General features: G+C 62.4%; 14 protein-coding genes. 7 read left to right on the top strand and 7 right to left on the bottom strand.

The window, feature by feature from the left end; all coding sequences use genetic code 11:
* Window positions 1-80 precede the first annotated feature (80 nt).
* Window positions 81-2306 (top strand): TonB-dependent receptor, encoded by a 2226-nt coding sequence (locus ACFSDX_RS23245; protein ID WP_382317984.1) that lies wholly within the window; start codon window positions 81-83, stop codon window positions 2304-2306.
* A 51-nt stretch (window positions 2307-2357) separates the two neighbouring features.
* On the opposite strand, the gene ACFSDX_RS23240 is transcribed toward ACFSDX_RS23245, so the two are convergent.
* From ACFSDX_RS23240 to ACFSDX_RS23230, 3 genes are all read right to left on the bottom strand, one after another.
* A complete protein-coding gene (locus ACFSDX_RS23240; protein ID WP_382317982.1) occupies window positions 2358-3290 on the bottom strand; it encodes a helix-turn-helix domain-containing protein in 933 nt (310 codons plus the stop codon).
* Window positions 3291-3368: 78 nt separating this feature from the next.
* The gene (locus ACFSDX_RS23235; RefSeq protein ID WP_382317980.1) at window positions 3369-4229 is read right to left on the bottom strand and encodes an SDR family NAD(P)-dependent oxidoreductase; all 861 of its coding nucleotides are present in this window, start codon (window positions 4227-4229) and stop codon (window positions 3369-3371) included.
* A 209-nt stretch (window positions 4230-4438) separates the two neighbouring features.
* Window positions 4439-5203 (bottom strand): nucleotidyltransferase domain-containing protein, encoded by a 765-nt coding sequence (locus ACFSDX_RS23230; protein ID WP_382317978.1) that lies wholly within the window; start codon window positions 5201-5203, stop codon window positions 4439-4441.
* Between the two features lie 432 nt (window positions 5204-5635).
* Here ACFSDX_RS23230 and katG point away from each other — a divergent pair, with 432 nt between their 5' ends.
* From katG to ACFSDX_RS23210, 4 genes are all read left to right on the top strand, one after another.
* On the top strand, window positions 5636-7858 hold the full coding sequence (gene katG, locus ACFSDX_RS23225) for a catalase/peroxidase HPI (RefSeq protein ID WP_382318228.1): 2223 nt from the start codon (window positions 5636-5638) through the stop codon (window positions 7856-7858).
* 481 nt (window positions 7859-8339) lie between these two features.
* Window positions 8340-10019: a catalase gene (locus ACFSDX_RS23220; protein ID WP_382317976.1), complete on the top strand. Its 1680-nt coding sequence runs from the start codon at window positions 8340-8342 to the stop codon at window positions 10017-10019.
* A gap of 122 nt (window positions 10020-10141) precedes the next feature.
* Window positions 10142-10732, top strand: a complete 591-nt coding sequence (locus tag ACFSDX_RS23215) for a TMEM175 family protein (protein ID WP_382317974.1) — start codon at window positions 10142-10144, stop codon at window positions 10730-10732.
* A gap of 21 nt (window positions 10733-10753) precedes the next feature.
* Window positions 10754-11218 carry a hypothetical protein gene (locus ACFSDX_RS23210; protein WP_382317973.1) on the top strand — a complete coding sequence of 155 codons (465 nt, stop codon included), beginning with the start codon at window positions 10754-10756 and terminating at the stop codon, window positions 11216-11218.
* A 37-nt stretch (window positions 11219-11255) separates the two neighbouring features.
* Here ACFSDX_RS23210 and ACFSDX_RS23205 read toward each other — a convergent pair whose 3' ends face one another.
* Window positions 11256-12191: a sugar phosphate isomerase/epimerase family protein gene (locus ACFSDX_RS23205; protein ID WP_382317972.1), complete on the bottom strand. Its 936-nt coding sequence runs from the start codon at window positions 12189-12191 to the stop codon at window positions 11256-11258.
* 151 nt (window positions 12192-12342) lie between these two features.
* Between ACFSDX_RS23205 and ACFSDX_RS23200 the strand changes: the two genes are divergently transcribed.
* Window positions 12343-12798, top strand: coding sequence for a VOC family protein (locus ACFSDX_RS23200; RefSeq protein WP_382317970.1), 456 nt, complete (start codon window positions 12343-12345; stop codon window positions 12796-12798).
* An 87-nt stretch (window positions 12799-12885) separates the two neighbouring features.
* Here ACFSDX_RS23200 and ACFSDX_RS23195 read toward each other — a convergent pair whose 3' ends face one another.
* Entirely contained in the window at window positions 12886-13668 is a 783-nt protein-coding gene (locus ACFSDX_RS23195; protein ID WP_382317968.1) for an NIPSNAP family protein, read from the bottom strand.
* Window positions 13669-13853: 185 nt separating this feature from the next.
* Here ACFSDX_RS23195 and ACFSDX_RS23190 point away from each other — a divergent pair, with 185 nt between their 5' ends.
* On the top strand, window positions 13854-15362 hold the full coding sequence (locus tag ACFSDX_RS23190) for a biopolymer transporter TolR (RefSeq protein WP_382317966.1): 1509 nt from the start codon (window positions 13854-13856) through the stop codon (window positions 15360-15362).
* Between the two features lie 79 nt (window positions 15363-15441).
* Here the strand turns inward: ACFSDX_RS23190 and ACFSDX_RS23185 are convergent, their stop codons facing one another.
* Together ACFSDX_RS23185 and ACFSDX_RS23180 are read right to left on the bottom strand one after the other, a co-directional pair.
* Window positions 15442-16287 (bottom strand): DUF4249 family protein, encoded by an 846-nt coding sequence (locus ACFSDX_RS23185; RefSeq protein WP_382317964.1) that lies wholly within the window; start codon window positions 16285-16287, stop codon window positions 15442-15444.
* 3 nt (window positions 16288-16290) lie between these two features.
* The gene (locus ACFSDX_RS23180) at window positions 16291-18642 is read right to left on the bottom strand and encodes a TonB-dependent receptor (protein ID WP_382317962.1); all 2352 of its coding nucleotides are present in this window, start codon (window positions 18640-18642) and stop codon (window positions 16291-16293) included.
* Window positions 18643-18793 lie beyond the last annotated feature (151 nt).

Genomic DNA, 18793 nt, shown 5'->3' with positions numbered 1-18793 from the left:
GCTTCAGAATTCCTCCAAAGTAATGGTCGTGCTTTGCGGGTAGAAACCTGAGCCTGAAATGCCAGGCGCTCTTTATCGTTATGCTACACCGTTTTCTACTCGCGCTGCTGCTGGTGTTACCGGCCGCCCTGCACGCCCAAAGCCTGCGCTTTATCCTACGCGACTCGACCAGCCGCCAGCCACTCATCGGGGCGAGCGTGGGGGTGCCCGGCACCGGTATCGGCGGCACCACCGACGCCAGCGGCGCGGTGCAGCTAGCGCCCGCCCCGGCCGTGGGCACCCGCCTGCGGGTAGAGGCCCTAGGGTATAAACCCCGGACCCTGGCGGCCCCAGCTCTCGGTAACGCGCCCATTACCTTACTGCTGGCCCCGAGCGCCGCCGAAATCGACGAAGTGGTCGTGACCGCCACCCGCACCAACTCGCGCATCGAAGACCAGCCTGAGCGCGTGGAAGTACTGGGCGAGGAGGAGATGCAGGAGGAAAACGGCATCAAGCCCGGCAACATCGCCAGCCTGCTCGGCGACATTGCGGGCACCCAGATTCAGCCGACCTCGCCCACTACGGGCAACGCCGACTTGCGTATTCAGGGCTTGCAGGGGCAGTACTCTCAGATTTTGCGCGACGGGCTGCCGCTGTACGGCGGCTTCGCGGGCAGCTTCGGCATCTTGTCGGTACCACCGCTCGACCTGCGGCAGATTGAGCTGCTGAAGGGCTCCAACTCGACCCTCTTTGGCGGCGGGGCCATCGCGGGGTTGGTCAATCTGGTGAGCAAAACGCCCACGCTCGGCAAGTCGCAGTTCACGGCCACCCTCAACCAGACTACGCTGAATGAAACCAACCTCAACGGCTTTGCCGCGCAGCGTGGGCAGCGGTTTGGCTACTCCGTTTTTGCCGGCCTCACGCGGCAGCAGGATGTGGATGTGGACGGCGACACCTTCGTGGACGTGCCCCGCGTGCGCAGCCTCACGGTGCACCCTAGGCTATTTTATTACCCCAATGCCCACAGCCAGCTGGCGCTGGGCTACACCGGCACCTTCGAGAGCCGGCGCGGCGGCCAGCAAACGGCCCTGCGCAACAACGTGGAAACGCTGGGCGGGCCGGCCTATTTCGTCAACAACAGCAGCCAGCGCCACACCGTCGATGCCGTATACACCAACGACAGTGTGGGCACCGGCCGCCTCACCATCAAGGGCGCCATTACCAATTTTGGGCGCGACGTGCTGACCAACACGGTATCTTTCAAGGCCAACCAAACCACCTATTATACTGAGGCCAGCTATCTACACGACCTAGGCCGGAACAATACCATCGTAGCGGGCGTGAACCTGAATGGCGAGCTGCTGCGCAACGCCGACGGCCGCCCCACGCCACTGCTCAGCATCTACACCTATAATACAATCGGCGTTTTTGCTCAGGACAACTGGACGCCCACGCCGCGCTTCAACCTGCAAGCCGGCCTGCGTTACGACCACCATAATCAGTACGGAGGCTTCGTACTGCCGCGCTTGTCGGCGCTGTATAAAATCAACGACGAGTTCACCGCCCGCCTCAACGGCGGCCTAGGCTACCGCGTGCCCGTGCCCTACGTGAATGCCCTCGATGAGCGCGACTACCCGCAGGTGCAGCCGCTGCGCGGCCTCCAGGCCGAAACCTCGCAGGGCCTCAACGGCGACTTGAACTACTCGCATCGCTTCGGGCCAGAAGTGGTATTGAATCTCAACCAGTCGTTTTTCTACACGCGCCTCCAAAACCCGCTTATTCTGCCCGACGGCGGCATCGTGGGCGGTCCCGGCTCGGGCAGCTACCAGCCCGGCAGCGGCCCACTCACCTGGCAAAACGCCAGTGCGCCCGTTACTACCAAAGGCCTCGAAACCTACGTGCGCCTGCGCGCCCACGAAACAGAACTCTACCTAGGCTACGTCTTTACCTACGCTCGCCGCCTCTACGACCCCGTGAACCCCAACGTGGAGCTGGCCGCCCGGCACAAGTTTGCGACCGTACTGGTGCAGGAGTTCAGCGAGCACTTCGGGGCCGGTATCGAGGCTAGCTACACCGGCCAGCAGTACCTGAGCGACGGCACGACCACACCCGGCTACCCCATTGTGGCGACACTGCTGCGCTACCGCACCGGCCCCTGGACGGTGGTGCTCAACGCCGAAAATATCTTCGACTACCGCCAAACGCGCCGCGAGCGCGTGGTGCTACCCGCGGGCGGCAGCTTCGCCAGCCCCATTTTTCGCGAGCTGTGGGCGCCGGTGGAAGGGCGGGTCGTGAATTTGTCACTGAATTGGCGGTTTGGGCAGTAACGCGGCGCTGCCAGGCTGCCCCGCGGGGGCTAGCGCGCAGCTTGACCTACTTCAGTTGAGCTGCAGGGACCGCCGAAACGCCAGCGGCGAAAGGGTCGTTTTGGTTTTGAAAAACCGGTTGAAGGACTGCGGATGCTCGAAGCCGAGCGCGTAGGCTACTTCGCTCACCGAGAGGCTGGTAGTAGCAAGTTGTGCTTTGGCCTGCTCGATAAGCTTGTCGTGGATGTGCTGCTGGGCGCTTTGGCCGGTGAGCGTGCGCAGCATATCGCTCAGGTAGCTGGGCGATACGTGCAGTTGCTGCGCCAGGTAGTGCACCGTTGGGATGCCCTGCTCGGGCAGCCGCTCGGGCCGGAAGCCGTCGGCCAGCGTGGCTTCCAGGCGTTGCAGCAGGTCGCTGTGGACCGCTTTGCGGGTCAGAAACTGACGCTTGTAGAAGCGGTTGGCGTAGGTCAGCAGCAGGTCGAGCTGAGCAATCACCACATCCTGGCTGAACTCGTCGAGGCGACTGGCCAGCTCCGCCTCCATCGTCCGGAACAGCGTCAGCAGCACCTCGCGCTCCGGCTCCGACACGTGCAGCGCCTCATTGGCCGAGTAGGTGAAGAAGCCGTATTCCCGGATTTTTTTGGCCAGGGGGTAGCTCGCCAAAAAATCGGGATGAATAAGTAGGGTCATGTGGGCGCACGCGTCCTCCTCCTCGGGCTGCGGCGTGCCACCCAGCAGCTGGCCGGGAGCGGCAAACAGCAGGCCGCCGGCCTCAAAATCGTAATATCCCTGCCCGTACTTGAGCTTGCGGCTCAGCTTAGGCCAAAATGACACCTTATAAAAGCCCAGCACGTGGGGCTGGGCTGAGCCGCTACCCTGCCCGGGCGGGCGGGCATTACGCATCAGGCTGATGAGCGGGTGCAGGGGCCCCGGCAGGCCCAGGGCCCGGTGCGCCTCCGCTAGGGAGGCAAACCGCAGCGGCGCATTTTCGTGCTTTCTCATGTCTGCTTATATCATATAGCTTATACCATATCACGGGCAGCGGGCAGCCCTAGGGCGCCACCAGCTGCCCGCAGTGAGTTAGCTGACGGCGCCCTGGGCGGCGTTGGAAACGGTCTCCCAGGCCTCCCAGGTGGCTAGCCGCTCGGCATAAACCGCGCGCACCTGAGCCAGGTTGTGGCTGCCCAGAAACAATCGCAGCGGCGGCTGCGCGGCATCCACGACGGCGAAGAGGGCGGCGGGCGTGGCGGCGGGGTCGCCCCTTTCCATACTTCGCAGGTCCGCGAAGAAGTGATTCTTAAAATCGGTGTACACCTCCTGGCTGGCCGCGAAGCGCAACGACTCGGGGCTGCCAAACTCGGTGGCGTAGGCCCCTGGCTCAATGATGGTTACCTTGATGCCAAAGGGCGCTACTTCGGGGGCCAGGCTTTCGTGAATAGCCTCAAAAGCCCACTTGGAAGAGGCGTAGTACCCAAGCACCGGCGGGGCCACCAGGCCCAGCCCGCTCGAAACGCCCAGTACGTGGCCGTGGCCCTGCGCCCGCAGCAGCGGCAGCGCGGCTTGCAGCACCGCCACGGTGCCGACTACATTGGTTTCGTACAGCGCCCGCAGCTCGTCCAGGCTGGCTTCCTCGATGGTGCCGACCAGGGAGTAGCCGGCGTTGTTGAGCACGATGTCGAGCCGGCCAAAGTGCGCGTGGGCATGCGCTACGGCCGCTTTCACTTGCTCGGGCTTGGTTACGTCCAGCGCCAGGGGCAGCACGCTGGCTCCGTATTTTTCGGTTAAATAGCTGATGCTGGCCAGCTGGCGCGCCGTGGCGGCCACCTTGTCACCGCGCTGCAAGGCGGCCTCGGTCCAGACGCGGCCAAAGCCCCGGGAAGCGCCCGTAATAAACCAGATTTTAGGGCCGGTATTTCCGGCGGTGAGCGATTGCGATGTCATACAGGGTGAATGCGTTAAAGAACACTGCAAAGGTCCCGCCAGGCAACCGCCCCCTCCGTAGCCTGATTGCGGAAGTTTGTAGCTGAATCGCGGCCTTCCCAGCAAGTAGCTTGGACTTTGTAGTCCGAGCGCGAGCGCAACTCGCATCCGCGTTAGCAGATGTTAAGTCATGTAACCTGACGTAGATGCGAGCTGCGCTCGTGCTCGGACTACAAAGTCCAAGCTACTTGCTGGCGCAGTACCGCGTCCAGCGCCTCGGCTACCCCGGCAGCCTTCGCCACCGGCAGCCCCACCCGCGCCGCCTGCCCGGCCGCGTACTCCGCCGCCAAGAAGGCGACCAGCGCCACCGGCCGCGCCACCAGCGTCTTTTCGTTGGAAAAGGCCTTTTGCGCCAGCAGCTCATCCACAAATTCTTGCAAGTCAGTCGGCAGCAGTGCCCGCAAGGGCGCAAACTCCATCGGCGGCAGCGCGTGGCGCTCGCGTATCCAGCGGGCGGCGAGGGCCGAGCGCAGGGCGTAGAAGAGGCGTTTCAAGCGCACTTCCTCGCCCACTAAATCTTCTTCTACTCCGCGCCGCAGCTGCCCTAGGTAGTGATGCAGGCCGGCTTTGAGGTTGAACGCCGGGGGCAGCAGCGGGGCCAGCTGCGCCCGAAACCCCGGCGCCTCGCGATACACGATGGGCGATTGCAGCCACTCGAACAGCGCCGCGTTGGAGCCGCGCAGCAGGCGCAGGGTTTTGCGCAGCTCCCAGCCGGCCAGGTCCAGCTCGGCATCGACGGGGAAGTTGAGGGTGTCGGGGCCTTCATCGAGCCCTAGGTACCAATCGAGGGCGTGGACATAGATGAAGCGCACGTCGTAGTCGGAGTCGGGCGAGGGGAAGCCCCAGGCGCGGCTGCCCGATTCGCAGGCGTAGAGGATACGGATGCCGTGCTCGGCTTCGAGGGCGGCCAGCGCGGCGCTAATGCGGGTCGTCATGGAATAAAAATCGGCGGGCGGCCGTTTGGCTAGAGCTCAGCTTGGGAAAAGTGCGCTGCTAGCTAGAGTTAAACAGAAGTAGGCAAAAAAACGCCAGACGTGCGGTTTGTTGATAAAAAATACTACTTTTGTTAAACAAAGAGTGGCTCAGCTTTCTTAATTACCAGCTTGCCAAGTTCATCAAACCGGCCTTACAAAGTAAACTGGCCACGCTCTCGCGGAAATGCCAAAATATTTTACTGCGCAGTTCTCAAACCTAAGCAGTAGTTGCCGGTAATTTGCCCAGCTTTTATTTTTTAACGAGCGGCCCCGACGGCGGGCCGCATCTAGGTATCGCATTTCATTTCCTTTAGACTTTATCCAAACACAACCTTAACAATGGCTGAAGAGCATAACCAACACCCGCCCGCCTCCAACACCACGGAGCATTTCATGAATGACGAGTCGGCGGCAAAATGCCCGTTCTTGGCCGGGCAGGCGCAGCAAACGGCCGGTGGCGGCACTCGCAACCGCGATTGGTGGCCCAACCAATTGCGCCTCAACATCCTGCGCCAGCATTCGACCCTGTCGAACCCGATGGACCCGGGCTTCAACTACGTGGAGGAGTTCAAGAAACTGGACCTCAACGCGGTAAAGCAGGACCTGTTTGAGCTGATGACCACCTCGCAGGACTGGTGGCCGGCCGACTACGGCCACTACGGGCCGTTCTTCATTCGCATGGCCTGGCACAGCGCCGGCACCTACCGCATCGCCGATGGCCGCGGCGGCGCCGGCTCAGGGATGCAGCGCTTCGCGCCGCTCAACAGCTGGCCCGACAACGCCAACCTCGACAAAGCGCGCCTCCTCCTCTGGCCGCTGAAGCAGAAGTATGGCGAGCAAATTTCGTGGGCTGACCTCATGATTTTGGCCGGCACCTGCGCCATCGAGTCGATGGGCCTGAAGCCGTTTGGCTACTCGGGTGGCCGCGCCGACGTGTGGGAACCGATGGACGAAATCTACTGGGGCTCGGAGCGCGAGTGGCTCGGCGACAAGCGCTACACCGGCGACCGCCAGCTCGAAAACCCGCTGGCCGCCGTGCAGATGGGCCTCATCTACGTGAACCCGGAAGGCCCCAACGGCAACCCGAACCCGCTGGGCTCGGCCCGCGACATCCGCGAAACCTTCGGCCGCATGGCCATGAACGACGAAGAAACGGTAGCCCTGATTGCGGGCGGCCACACCTTCGGCAAAACCCACGGCGCGGCTGACCCCGCCCAGTATATCTCGCATGAGCCCGCCGCAGCGGGCATCGAGCAGCAGGGCAAGGGCTGGCTGAACACGTATGGCACCGGCAACGCCGGCGATACCATCACGAGCGGCCTCGAAGGCGCCTGGACCGCCACCCCCGCCAAGTGGGGCAACGGCTACTTCAACAACCTGTTCGGCTTCGAGTGGGAGCTGACCAAGAGCCCCGCCGGGGCGCACCAGTGGAAGCCCAAGGGCGACGCCGGCGCGGGTATGATTCCCGATGCCCACGACCCCAACAAGTTCCACCAGCCGTTCATGCTGACGTCGGACATCGCCCTGCGCGAAGACCCGATTTACGAAAAAATTTCGCGTCGCTTCCACGAGAATCCCGAGGAGTTTGCCGATGCTTTCGCCCGCGCTTGGTTCAAGCTGACGCACCGCGACATGGGCCCCAAGGTCCGTTACGTAGGGGCCGACGTGCCCGCCGAAGTACTTATCTGGCAAGACCCGGTGCCCGCCGCTGACTACGCGCAGATTGACGAGCAGGACATCAACACCCTGAAAGACCGGCTATTGGCCTGCGGCCTTACCGGCTCGCAGCTCATCCGCACGGCCTGGGCTTCGGCCTCCACGTTCCGCGGCTCCGACAAGCGCGGCGGTGCCAATGGCGCCCGCATCCGGCTGGCCCCCCAGAAATACTGGGATGCCAACAACCCGGCCGAGCTGTCGAAAGTACTCGACGTGCTGGAAGGCATCAAAAACGAGTTTAACGCCGCGCAAACCGGTGGCAAGCAAGTTTCGCTGGCCGACCTGATTGCGCTGGGCGGCGCCGCTGGCATCGAGCAAGCGGCCAAAGAAGGCGGCTACGACGTGCAGGTGCCCTTCCACCCCGGCCGCACCGACGCCACGCACGAGCAGACCGACGTGCAGTCGTTTGCCGCGCTGGAGCCGCACGCCGATGGTTTCCGCAACTACCTCAACGCCAATCACGAAGCTGCTCCCGAGGCGATGCTCATCGACCGGGCGCAGCTCCTGACCCTCACCGCCCCCGAAATGACGGTGCTGGTGGGTGGCCTACGGGTGCTGAACACCAACTACGACGGCTCGAACTACGGCGTGTTCACCGACCGCCCCGGCACGCTCAGCAACGACTACTTCCTGAACCTGCTCGACATGGGCACGACCTGGAAAGCAACTTCCGATACCGACCAGGTATTCGAAGGCCGCGACCGCAAGACCAACCTGGTGAAGTGGACCGGTACCCGCGTCGACCTCATCTTCGGCTCGAACTCGGAGCTGCGCGCTATCTCCGAAGTATACGGCACCAATAACGCCGGCCCGAAATTCGTGCGCGACTTCGTAGCCGCCTGGGCTAAAGTAATGGACGCCGACCGGTTTGAATTGGCGAAAGAGTATAAAGTGGGCTAGCAAGCGGTTGCCTGTTAGTTAAGTAAAAAAACGCCGCCCTGGCAACGGGGCGGCGTTTTTTTTACAAGTTTTTTTCGACCTATTTATTCGGTTGGTCGAGGCCCAGGCACCGGCTGAAATAAGCGCCGGGCGAAGCGAATTGCTCGGCCCAACTACCCGGTTAGCGGGCGCAACAAGCTCGGCTATCGCCCCAGGCTTCGAACCTGGCCGAGTCGCTGGCAATAAGACTGGCGCTTAAACAAGAAGGTGCCCATAAGCGTCCAGTTAAGTCCTTTTGCTGGGAAAAGCATACTGCTGGTTAAACAAAAAACAACCTCAACCATAGAAGCTACCCGACTCGAAGTAACTAGCCCGGGACAACGAGCCGAGCCGGCAGCCTTCCGGTAGGAATACCAAATTTTTGCGGGGGTCCGGCGCAAAACCATACGTGCGCGTTGCGGGTAGTTGCCTGGATTCCCTTCCTTATCACTAACCTATAGCAATGGCAACCCAGGAAAATTCTTCGGACCAGAACGGACACGATACGTCCGCCAACGGGACCGGCACCGCCGTCAACGGCGTGGGCTCGGCGCAGGACCAGCGCACGGCCAGCGGCGAAAACATGCATACCCTGACTACCCGCCAGGGCCACCCCGTTTCGGACAACCAGAACCTGCGTACCGTGGGTAGCCGTGGCCCGGCCACGCTGGAGAACTACCAGTTCATCGAAAAAATCAGCCATTTCGACCGCGAGCGCATCCCCGAGCGCGTGGTGCACGCCCGCGGCGCGGGGGCCCACGGCGTATTTGAGGCCTACGGTACGGTGGGCGGCGAGCCGATTGAGAAATACACCCGCGCTAAGCTATTCAACACCAAGGGTAAGCAAACTCCGACGTTTGCGCGCTTCTCCACGGTGGGCCACGGCGGCCACTCACCCGAAACCCTGCGCGACCCGCGCGGCTTCGCGGTGAAATTCTACACCGAAGACGGCAACTGGGACCTGGTGGGCAATAACCTGAAGGTGTTCTTTATCCGCGACGCCGTCAAGTTTCCCGACCTGATTCACTCGCAGAAGCCCGACCCGGTGTTTAACCGCCAGACGGGTGAGCGCATCTTCGACTTCATCGCCAATACGCCGGAAGCCATGCACATGGTGAGCTTCCTATTCTCGCCCTGGGGCATTCCGGCCAACTACCGCCAGATGCAGGGCTCGGGCGTGAACACCTATAAGTGGGTGAACGCGCAGGGCGAAGCCGTATTGGTAAAATACCATTGGGAGCCGCAGCAGGGCATTAAAAACCTGACCGCTAGCGAAGCCGAAGCCATTCAGGCCAAGAACTTCAACCACGCGACCCAGGACCTGTTCGAGAACATCAAGAAGGGCAACTTCCCCAAGTGGGAGCTGGCGGTGCAGATTATGTCGGACGACGAGCACCCCGAACTGGACTTCGACCCGCTCGATGACACCAAAATCTGGCCCGAGGACCAGTTCCCCTTCCTGCCCATCGGCATGATGACGCTGAACCGCAACCCCGAAAACTACTTCGCCGAGGTAGAGCAAGTGGCGTTCGGTACCGGCGTACTGGTGGATGGCCTCGATTTCTCGGATGACAAGATGCTGCAAGGCCGCACCTTCTCGTACTCGGATACGCAGCGCTACCGCGTGGGCCCCAACTACTTGCAGCTGCCCATCAACGCGCCCAAGAAGCACGTGGCCACCAACCAGCGCGACGGCCAAATGACGTTCCACGTCGATGCCGCCCCCGGCCAGAACCTGCACACCAACTACGAGCCCAGCAGCCTCAATGGCTTGAAAGAGTCGGCCTCGCAGGGCCCCGACCACACGCCGAACTACAGCGCCCGCCTGGTGCGCCAGACCATCGACCGTACCAACAATTTCGGGCAGGCCGGCGACCGCTACCGCCTGCACGAAGACTGGGAGCGCGACGACCTTGTCAACAACATGATTGGCGCCCTCGCCGCCGCCGCCAAAGTGGTGCAGGACAAAATGATTGAGCTCTGCACCAACTGCGACGCCGATTGGGGCCAGCGCCTGGCCGACGGCCTGCGGGCCGCCAACGCCCACGCCGAGACCGACGGTGGCAACCAGTACAACGAGCGCCAAGCTGCCGAAGCCGTGGGCCAAGCCGAGGAAATGGCGCACGACGCCAAGACTTACTAACCAGATACATACCTAGGGTTGCCAACGGCAGCTCTGGTACCAAGAACGCCGCCCTGGCAACGGGGCGGCGTTTTTTGTGTGCTTACTTTGGCTTCCCTGCCAATCTTGACCTAGGTTTGATTATGCAAAAAGGCCGCCTCGAAGCATTCAGCGACGGTGTACTCGCAATCATCCTCACCATCATGGTGCTGGAGCTGAAGGTGCCGCACGGGGCCGACTTTGCGGCTTTGAAGCCGCTGCTGCCCGTGTTTCTGAGCTACGTACTGAGTTTTGTGTACGTGGGCATTTACTGGAATAACCACCATCACCTGCTCAGCAGCGCCCGGCAGATTAACGGCAGCGTGCTCTGGCCCAATCTGCACCTGCTGTTCTGGCTCTCGCTGGTGCCCGTTTCCACGGGCTGGATGGGCGAAAACCACTTTGCTTCGGCTACGCTGGCCGTGTACGGCGGTATTTTATTGGCCTCGGCCGTGGCGTATTCCATCCTGCAAAACCGCCTGATTGCCCTCAACGGCGGCCCCGATTCGCCCCTAGCCCACGCCGTGGGGCGCGACTGGAAGGGCAAGCTTTCGCCGGTGCTCTACCTGGTGGGCATCGTCAGCAGCTTCGGGCTGCCCTGGCTAGCCGGCGCGGTATACGTAGGCGTGGCCCTGATGTGGCTGGTGCCCGACCGCCGTATCGAGCGCACCCTGCAAGCATCTTCCGAGTCCTAAGCCCTACCTTTCAGACTACTTATGACCTATCCTAGATTAGCTTTCGCCGCCGCTGGCTTACTCCTGCTGGCCGCCTGCCGCGAACAGACCGCCCCCACCACTACCGCGCCGGCCGCCCCCCAGGCCGCGGCACCAGCCGGGCCGCAGTGCTACGCCTACACCTCGGCCAGAGACACGGTGCGCCTCACGCTGGCCACCACCCAGCCCACAGTCACGGGCCAGCTCTCGTACCGCTATTTCGAGAAGGACCGCAACGAGGGCACCATCCGGGGCGCGATGCACGGCGACACGCTGCGGGCCGAGTACACGTTTCAGTCAGAAGGCGTGGCCTCGGTACGTGAAGTGGCTTTTTTGCGGCGGGGCACGGGCTTCGTAGAGGGCTACGGCGACGTGGCCGAACGCGCTGGGGCCATGGTATTTAAGCAGCCCGGCGCGCTGAAGTTTACCTCAACCCAACCGCTCTCGCCGGTAACCTGCCCCAAGTAAGGACCTAGGCGCCCGCGCCCAGCCAACGCGGGCCAACCTAGGCGCGCAGGATTTTCTCTAGTATGGCCTTGGTCTTGCGGATGCCTTCTTCCTCGCTGGTGGTTTCGCCCTCGTACTCGATGCCCACGATGCCGCGAAAGCCGGAGGCTTTGATGATATTGAACATCTTGGGGTAGTCCGTTTCCACGCAGTTGCCGGCCGCGTCGAAGTCAAACGTCTTGGCACTGACGCCCTTGGCCACGGGCATCCACTCCTTCACAGCCAGGTATTTATCGTACTCCTCGAGGCACTTGCCGCGGTACAGCTCGCCGGAGTCGCGGCGGATGCAAAAGTTACCAAAGTCGGGCAGGATACCGACGTTGGGCTTGCCTACTTTTTGGATGGTACCCAGCAGCCACTTGCCATCGGAGGTGTAGCTGCCGTGGTTTTCGACTATCACGTTGAGGCCCGCTTTTTGGGCGTAGGCGCTCAGGCGGCTCAGGCCATCGACGGCCGCCTGCTGCACCTCCTGGGCCGAGCCCTTGCCAAAGGCATTGACCCGCACCGTGGTGCAGCCTAGGTAGTGCGCGGCATCGACCCATTTGTAATGGTTCTCGATGGCTTTCTGGCGCTCGGCCGCGTCGGGCGAACCTAGGTCGCCCTCGCCGTCTATCATAATGAGGTGGTTGCGCACGCCATTATCCTTGCAGCGCTGCAGCAGCTCACCTAGGTACTTTTTGTCCTCAGCTTTGTCTTTAAAGAACTGATTGACATACTCCACTACGCTGATGCCAAACTCCTTTTTGGCCATCACCGGGAAGTCGAGGTTGGTCATTTTATTGGCAAACAAGGCCTTGTGCAACGACCACTCGGCCAGCGAAATCTCGAAGAAAGGCTTGGCGCTGAAGGCCTCGGCGGCCAGCTGCGGCGCCAGGGCGGCGGTGGCGGTCAAAGCCGCGGTATGCTTCAAAAACTGACGACGAGAAACGGACATGGGGGTGGGGCTAGAAGTGAGCGAAGCGAAAGCTGCCGAGCGCAGCCTGCCAAATGTAGTACCGGCCACGCCAGCAAAGACTTAGCGCCGGGTAGCCGGCGCCGCGATTACGCGTAGCTTTGGGGCACTTCCCACTCCCATTTTTGACCGCATGCGCAAGCTTCTCTCCTACTGCTCGGTAGCTCTTTTACTTACCCTAGGGCCCGGCCGGGCGGCCTGGGCGCAGGGCCCAGTCGCCCTCAACCACATTGCGTTGTACGTGGTGGACTTGCAGAAAAGCGCCGATTTTTACAAAAACGTGCTGCTGCTGCCCGAGCTGCCCGAGCCCTTCAAAGACGGCAAGCACGTGTGGCTGCGCATTGGGCCGCACAGCCAGCTGCACATCATCCAGGGCAATAAGGTGCAAGACCATGACATCAATACCCACCTGGCCTTCAGCGTCAAGGACCTGCCCAAGTTCATGGCGCACCTCGACAAGCTGCACGTGCGCTATGGCAGCTGGAAGGGCGAGGCCGGCCAAACCACGCCCCGCCCCGACGGCATAAAACAGATTTACTTGCAGGACCCCGACAGCTTTTGGCTGGAAGTCAACGATGACAAGTTTTAGTGAGTAGTGGTTAGTTATTAGTGGTTAGTTGAGTAGATACAAACAACTAACCACTAATAACTAACCGCTAACCACTAATAACCACCCTTACAAATCCGAATAGTTAGCGGGCTGCAGGAAGGTGATGTCGATGTGCGACACGTTGTTTTGGTACTCGGGCAGGGTCGAGAGACGCTTCCACTCGGGGTCGTCGCCGAAGGCTTTCCAGTGGGCGTCGCGGTCGGCTTTGTTGGCGAAGGAGGTCATGTACATGAGGTTCGGCATTTTGGCGCCGAACAGGACTTCGCCGTAGAAAATGCCGTTGAAGCCCAGCCGGTCGAAGAGCTTGATTTCGCCGCCCGCGTTGAACATCTGCATTTTGTTGCGGAAAATTTTCTCGCTCGCGCCCTCGTAGCTGCGCAGCTCATACACGCGCTCAGCCTTGGGCGTGGCGAGCTTGGGGACTAGCAGGGCTGTCATGGTGTCGAAAGGCTTGAGGAAGATGGTTTCCAGGCGGCCGTAGGCGGGGCTGGTGTAAGCCGCGTTTTCATAGGCGCCGCCAGCGGCCAGCAGCTTGGGAGCGGTAGTTTGGCGCAGCTTCTCCCACTGGCCCAAGGAGGCGTAGGGCGTGCAGACGTAGATGCGCTTGTCGGTGGCGGTGTCATTGCCGATGGCCCGGAACACGCCCACCGTGGCGATGCCCGCCGCGTGCAGCTGCGGCAGGTACTGGTGCTGCAAGAAGCTATCGACCAGCGCCACTTGCCGGGCCGTTTTGAGGTGGTATACCTTCAGCTCGAAGTAGGCGGGGCGGGCGGCCAGTGGGCCAGCGGCGGCGCGCTGGCCGCTACCTAGGCAGCAAGCAATAAACAGTAAAAAGAGACTATTTTTCATGAGTGAACTGGGTGGTAGTTGGGCGTACGCAAGCTAGCGGCGCGCAGCCAAACCCGGCCCCCCACGCAGCACAGGCAGCTAAGCAAGCAGCCGTTTGCGAGCCACTGGCCCAGCAGTAGCCTCAGCGCTTGCTTGCCAATACTGGCTAGTTTCCATTGTCTTCTCTCACCCAGCACCTTACTACTATGTCAACTTTTGCGCAAAGAATATTTTTCCTGGTCTGTGGGCTGGTTGCTTTTGGGCCCGTCTCGGCGCAGCAGCTAGGCATTTTCGACGGCCAGCAGGACATTGGCACGGTGGCTAGGCCGGGCGCGGGCACCTACGCGGCCGCCACACAGCAGTACACCGTGGCGGGCGGGGGCACCAACGTGTGGGCCGACCACGACGATTTTCACTTCGTGTACAAGAAGCTCACCGGCGATTTTATCCTCTACGCCCGGGCCGAGCTGGTGGGCCGCGGCGCCGAGCCGCACCGAAAAATGGGCTGGATGGTGCGCCAGAGCCTGGCTAGCAACTCGCCCCAGGTGTGCGTGGCCGTGCACGGCGATGGCCTGACCTCATTGCAATACCGCCGCACCGCCGGGGCCGCCACCGCCGAAACCCGCGCCGCTATCACCCACGCCGACGTGGTGCAGCTAGAGCGCGTGGGTCAGACGTTTACGATGCGCGTAGCCCAGTTTGGGCAGCCCTTTGTGACGGCGGAAGTGGCGAACCTGGACCTAGGCGCGGAGGTGTACATGGGCTTGTTTGTGTGCGCGCACCAGGCGGCCGCGACCGAACAAGCGACCTTCCGAGATGTGCGCCTGGCCGTGCCCGCACCCGCCGACCTGGTGCCCTATCGGCAGTACCTAGGCAGCCACCTCGAGGTGCTGGAGCCCGCCACCGGCCGGCGCGAAATCATCTACAGCGCGCCCGTCTCCCTCCAGGCGCCCAACTGGCGGCCCGATGGCAAGAGCTTGATTTACAACAGCGACGGGCTCATGTACAACTTCGACCTGGCGACGCGGCAGCCGGCCGTGCTGCCCACCGGCGAGGTCAAGAATAACAACAACGACCACGTACTGTCCTTCGATGGCAAGCAACTGGGCCTGAGCAGCGGCGTGGAGGCGCTGGGCGGCTCCATCGGCTACACGGTGGCCGCCACCGGCGGCCAGCCCCGCCAGCTCACGCCCCGCGGCCCCTCCTACCTGCACGGCTGGTCGCCCGATGCCAAGCAGCTGCTCTTTACGGGCGGGCGCAACCAAAACTTTGACATCTACCGCGTACCGGCCGCCGGCGGCCCCGAGGTGCGCCTCACAACGTCCCCTGGCCTCGACGATGGCCCCGAGTACACGCCCGATGGCCAGTACATCTACTTCAACTCGAACCGCACGGGCACCATGCAAATCTGGCGCATGCGCGCCGACGGCAGCCAGCAGCAGCCCATCACCAGCGGCGACTACCAAGACTGGTTTCCGCACGTGTCGCCCGATGGTAAGTGGCTCGTATTCGTTTCCTTTCTCAAGGAAGAAGTCGTGTCCAGCGACCACCCCTTCTACAAGCACGTGTACCTGCGCCTGCTGCCTATTAGGAGCACGGGCCAACCTAGGGTAATTGCGTACCTCTACGGCGGCCAAGGCACCATGAATACGCCCTCGTGGTCGCCGGACAGCAAGCGCCTGGCCTTTATCAGCAACAGTGCCGAGGTGCGCTAGCAACTGCGCAGGTAGCGCGGACTTTCAGTCCGCGTGTATCGTCGGGCACTCGCGGCCTAAAAGGCCGCGCTACGGTACCTTAGGGTACTTTAATGGTGAGCACGCGGCGCGAGTGGGCGCTGAAATAGCCTAGCGCGCCGCCCGAAAAATTTGACTTGGGGTTGGCGGGCGTGGTGCTGGGGGCGCCGCCGGCCGTCAGAATCAGGGTGAGGGTGCGGAAGTATTCGTACACGCCGGGGTCGATGTTCTGCATTTCCACCCGCAGGCTGTCGCCGCGCACCAGCTTATCGAGCTCGTTGGGGTCGGTACTGCTGCTGCTGCGCGTGCGCAGCGCCTGGCTGATGCGGTTGCCGTCGGTAAACTCGTCGTTCTGCACGAAGATGGCGTCGTTGAGCTTGCCATTGCGGTACTGCCGAAACAGGTAGCTGTTGCCTTTGCCGGCCGGGTCAGTGTAGTCCACCACCGCCTGAATATTATCGGTGCCAAACGCGCTGAGCTGGGTGCTCAGCTTGTTAAACGGCACCACCGGCGCCGGCAGCCTAGACGTAGCCACGTAGGCCGCGCCGCCGGTTTCGACGCGCAGCGTGTAGATGCGGCCCGGCACGCCCCGCAGTGTGGCCCCTAGGTACTGGCCCGGCGTGGCGGTTTCGCGCAGCGTTTCGAGGCCGCCCGCGTTATCGGCCAGCGTAATGGTAGCGCCGCGCACCGCCTCGAAGCTGTTGGTAGCGGTGTAGTTGGCCGAGCGGTTGAGCGTGACCTGGCAGGGCCGGTTGTCATCGACCAGGTTACCCTCGATGACGAGCTGCGCGGTCGAGGTTTGCAAGTCCAGATTCACTATTTTTTCGCAGCCGGTGCTGGCGAGCAGCAGGGCGCCGGCGGCCAGTGCCCGCAGCTTAGTAAGAGGCGTATAAACAGACTGCCGCATGGCTTAGAAGCTAAAATTGTACGTGGCCGAGGGCACCGCCCGGAACAGGGCCGTTTGCACGGCCTGGGTTTTGGTGGCGTCGTTGGGGTCGGCCCGGAAGCTGATGCTGTAGGGATTTTCGCGCCCCAGGGCGTTATAAACCGAGAACGACCAGCTGCTGCGGAAGCGGTGGCCCTCCTGGTTGGGCTTCTCGTAGGTGGCGCCCAGGTCGAGGCGCTGGTAGTAGGGCAGGCGGTCGGCGTTGCGCAGGCCGTAGAGGCTCACCACCTGGCCGGCCACTGCGTACTTGCCCACCGGGTAGGTTACGGCGTTACCGGTACTGGCTAGGAAGGTGGCCGAGAACGTCCACTTGTTATTGAGCTGGTAGATACCGACCACCGACAAGTCGTGCGGCCGGTCCTGGCGGGCATTAAACCAGCTGCCGCCGTTGATGTCGGTGAATTGGCGCTCCGATTTGCTGAGCGTGTAGCCCACCCAGCCGGTGAGGCGGCCCACGTCTTTGCGCACCAAAAACTCGATGCCGTAGGCCCGGCCGGTGCCGTAGAGCAGGCTGGCCTCCACGTCGAAGTTGCCGCGCAGCTGGGTGCCGTCGCGGTAGTCAATCTGGTTGCCCAGGGCTTTGTAGTAGGTTTCCACGGTGAAGGAATAGCCCTTTTGGGCTCCTAGGGTGCGGTAGTAGCCCAGGCTCACCTGGTCGGCGGTTTCGGGCTTCACGTTGAAGGTGGTGGGCACGTAGAGGTCGGTGGGCAGCGAGGTGCTGGAGTTGCTGAGCAGGTGCAGGTTTTGCACGTTGCGGGCGTAGCTGGCCTTGAGGGTGCTGCCCTCGGTGAGCTGGAAGCTGGCCGCGAAGCGCGGCTCCAGGCGCACGTAGGTTTTCAGAAATTCACCCTTGGTGGGGTAGTTCGGGGCGGTGAGCACGTTGCCGGCCGCGTCGTAGGTCGAGTAGGTGCCGGGCCCCAGGAGGCTAAAGCCCGAGAGCCGCAGGCCGGTGGTGAAGTTGAGCCGCGGCGCGGCCTGCCATTCGTGCGAGGCGTAGGCCGCCGTTTCGAGCGAGTAGTTGGTGCGGTCGGCGGTGCCGTTCACCGCCGAGCCCGCGTCGGCTGTCACGTAGCCCGGCGTGATGGTATGGTAAATGGCCTGCGCCCCGAAGCGCAGCGTCTGGGTGGCGCTGGGCGTAAACTCCACGTCCTGCTTCAGGTTCAGGTCCTGAATTTTGGACTTGATAACGAAGTTGCTGGCGTTGGAGGTAATGTCAATCTCGTAGTCGTACTTGCTGTAAATGAGCGAGGTATTGGAAAACACCCGGTCGCTGAACAAGTGATTGAGCCGCAGCGTGGCCGTCTGGTTGCCGTAGTACTGGCCGAAGGTATTGGCCAGCCCTAGGGCATCGCGGCCGAGGTAGGCGCTGAAATAGACCCGGTTGCGGTCGTTGAGCGCGTAGTTGGCCTTGGCGTTTACGTCGTAGAAATAGAGGCTGGAATTCTTGGTGGTTTCGTTCTTCGAGAGCTTCAGAAACACGTCGGCATACGTGCGCCGCGCCGCCACCAAAAACGAGCCTTTACCCTTCACCAGCGGCCCTTCCAGGGCCAGCCGTGAGGCAATGAGCCCGATGCCGCCGCTACCGTGCAGCGTCTGGTTGTTGCCGTCCTTCATCTTGATGTCCACCACCGACGACAGCCGGCCGCCGTACTGCGCCGGCATGCCACCCTTGAACACGGTGAGGTCCTTGAGGGCGTCGGAGTTGAAGGTCGAGAAAAAGCCCAGCAGGTGCGAGGCGTTGTAGACGGGCGCCTCGTCGAGCAAAATCAGGTTTTGGTCCACGGCCCCGCCGCGCACCGAAAAGCCGCTGCTGCCCTCGCCCGCCGTCTTGATGCCCGGCAGCAGGGTCAGCGTCTTTATCACGTCCTTCTCGCCGAAGAGCACCGGCACCTTGGCCACCTGCTTGAGGTCGAGGGTTTCCACGCCCATCTGGGCCTTGCTGATGTTGGCCTCGGCGCTGCGGCCGGTCACCACCACCTCGTTGAGCTCGCTGCCGCCCGGCTTCAGCTTGAAATCGAGGCGCTGGCTGGCACCTAGGGTCAATTGGCGCGTCTGGGTAGCGTAGCCCACGAAGCTGGCTTCCAGGGTGTAGGCGCCGGCCGGCACGGTGAGGGTGTAGAAGCCGTAGGCGTTGGCGCCGGTACCCACGCCGGGCAGCTCGCGCACCCGCACGGTGGCGCCGGTCAGGTTCTCGCCCGAGCTGGCATCCTGCACGGTGCCGCTGAGCGTAACGCGGATTTGGGCGCTGGCCGGCCCTAGGGTTAACCAGAGCAGTGCCAGCAGACTAAGCCCAAGAGGACATCCTTTTTTTTGCATAAGAATAGAGAGGCGGCAAAGCCGCTGGCCGATAAAACGGACAGGCAAAGGTACTGCCCCCCTACGCTGCGCTAGTACTGGACGCGCCCCGGCACCCGGGCCCGCCCCACTCGCCAGCTACCGCTGGCAAGGCTGCCGGAACTACCCGCAA

Source organism: Hymenobacter bucti (assembly GCF_042681145.1).
GTDB classification, from domain to species: Bacteria; Bacteroidota; Bacteroidia; order Cytophagales; family Hymenobacteraceae; genus Hymenobacter; species Hymenobacter bucti.
The sequence above is the reverse complement of the archived record's forward strand: the minus strand, read 5'-3'. Positions and strand labels throughout refer to the sequence as shown.